Source organism: Nocardioides sp. (genome assembly GCF_034670285.1).
Lineage (GTDB): Bacteria > Actinomycetota > Actinomycetes > Propionibacteriales > Nocardioidaceae > Nocardioides.
Window position 1 is genome coordinate 1 of sequence record NZ_JAXMNS010000521.1, and the last position, 2131, is coordinate 2131.

The following is a 2131-nucleotide window of genomic DNA, read 5'->3' on the forward strand; positions in this document are numbered from 1 at the left end:
GACGATCAGCCGGTCCAGGTCGATCGCAGTCGTGTACGGCGAGAGCCCCACGCGCACGCCACCGGTGTCGCCGAGGCCGGCGTGCCGTGATGCCTCGATGGCGTAGAAGCTGCCTGCGGGGGCGATCACGCCCAGCCCGGCGAGGTGCTCGTAGACCGCGCGCGGCTCGTGACCGTCGACGCGGAGGAGCACTGTGGGCGTGCGGGAGGCGGGGCGGCCCAGCACGTGCACGTGGCTGAGCCGGTCGAGGCCGATGAGCAGGCGGGCGAGCAGCGCGTCCTCGTGCGCGGCGAACTCGGCGAAGGCCGACACCAGGCGCTCGCGGCGCGGCGCGTGCTCGTCGATGGTGGCGAAGGAGGCGATGAAGTCGACGGCAGCCGTCACCGCGGCGAGCTGCTCGTAGGGCAGCGTGCCGATCTCGAACCGCTCCGGCACCGCGTCGGTCGAGGGCAGCAGCTTGTCGGGCTGCAGCGTCTCGAGGAACGCCGGGTCTGCGGCGAGGACGCCGAGGTGCGGTCCGAAGAACTTGTACGGCGAGCACGTCACGACGTCCGCGCCGAGCGCGACCCGGTCGACCGCTGCGTGAGCCGCCAGGTGCACCACGTCGACATGCACGACGGCGCCGACCTCGTGCGCGGCGGCCGCGATGCCGACGACGTCCGGGCGGGTGCCGAACAGGTTGGACGCGGCCGTCACCGCCACCAGCCTCGTGCGGTCGTTGAGCAGTGGGCGGACGTCGTCCAGCTCGGCGGTCTCGGGGTCGAAGCCGAGCCAGCGCACCGTGGCGCCGACACGCTCGGCGGCCACGACCCAGGGCCGGATGTTGGAGTCGTGGTCGAGGCGGGTCACGACGACCTCGTCCCCCGGGCCCCACGAGGCGCTCAGCGTGCGGGCGAGGTCGAAGGTCAGGGCCGTCATGGAGCGGCCGAACACGATGCCGCGCGGGTCGGAGCCGAGGAAGTCGCCCATCGCCTCACGGGCGCCGATCGTGGTGGCCTCGGTCAGCTGCTCGGGCGCCGTGAGCGCACCGCGCTGGCACATGCCGGACGTCATCGCAGCGGCCGTCGCGTCGGCGACGACCTGCGGGACGAGCGAGCCACCCGGTCCGTCGAGGCGGACGAGGCCGGCGCCCGCACCGGTGGTCAGGGCGGGGAAGGCGGCGCGCAGTCGGGTGACGTCCATGTCGCCATGCTGTCAGGCGTGCAGCGCGGCCGAGTGCACGTGGTCTGATGTCTCGATGAGCTCATCGTCTGTGGCCGACCACCCGATCGGCATCGACTTCGGCGGCCGTGGCATCAAGGCCGCACCGGTCGACCTCGGCCGGGGCGACTTCGCCGGCGACCGTCAACGCATCGCGACCCCGGATCCCGCGACGCCGGACGCCGTCGCCGACGTGTTCGTCGAGCTGCTCGCCTCACTGGCGAAGGCCGAGGGCATCGACGGCTCGACCAGTCCGGTCGGTGTGACCGTGCCGGGCATCGTGCGTCACGGTGTCGTCGGCTCGGCAGCCAACATCGACGACGCGTGGATCGGCACGGACGCCGACGCGCTGTTCACGAAGGCCACCGGACGCGCGGTGCGGGTGCTCAACGACGCCGACGCGGCCGGCCTGGCCGAGGTGCGCTTCGGGGCTGCCCGCGGTCAGAACGGCCTGGTCGTCGTGACGACGCTCGGCACGGGGATCGGTTCGGCGTTCGTCCACGACGGGGTGCTGGTGCCCAACACCGAGCTGGGCCACCTCGAGATCGACGGCCACGTCGCCGAGTCCCGCGCAGCCAACAGCGTGCGCGAGAGCGAGGACCTCACCTGGGAGAAGTGGGCCCGACGACTCACCACCTACTACCGGACCCTCGAGCGGCTGTTCTCCCCGGACCTGATCGTGGTCGGCGGCGGCGTGAGCAAGCACGCGGCGTCGTTCCTGCCGATGGTCGAGCTCGAGACGCCGATCATCCCGGCCCTGTTGCTCAACAAGGCCGGGATCATCGGAGCAGCGCTGCACGCAGCCGAGGGCTGACCTCAAGGGGGAGGGCCGTGGGTGCCGGCCAGCCCTCGGCTGCGAGAGGGAGTCAGCGCTTGATCTTGGGCGACTTCACCGTGACCGTGCCGGCCCGGTAACCGGCCTTGGCGGCGG

Annotated in this window: 2 protein-coding genes; one reads left to right on the forward strand and one right to left on the reverse strand. The window is 72.5% G+C overall.

The window, feature by feature from the left end; genetic code table 11:
* The coding region (locus tag VOI19_RS18495) for a cysteine desulfurase-like protein (RefSeq protein ID WP_323794411.1) at positions 1–1182 on the reverse strand (1182 nt) is incomplete at its 3' end.
* A gap of 55 nt (positions 1183–1237) precedes the next feature.
* Between VOI19_RS18495 and ppgK the strand changes: the two genes are divergently transcribed.
* The gene (ppgK, locus tag VOI19_RS18500) at positions 1238–2014 is read left to right on the forward strand and encodes a polyphosphate--glucose phosphotransferase (RefSeq protein WP_323794412.1); all 777 of its coding nucleotides are present in this window, start codon (positions 1238–1240) and stop codon (positions 2012–2014) included.
* The last annotated feature ends 117 nt before the right edge of the window (positions 2015–2131 follow it).

Bases quoted from the DNA above. Each gene is read 5' to 3' on its own strand.
- ppgK (WP_323794412.1), top strand. From the start codon at position 1,238: ATGAGCTCATCGTCTGTGGCCGACCACCCGATCGGCATCGACTTCGGC.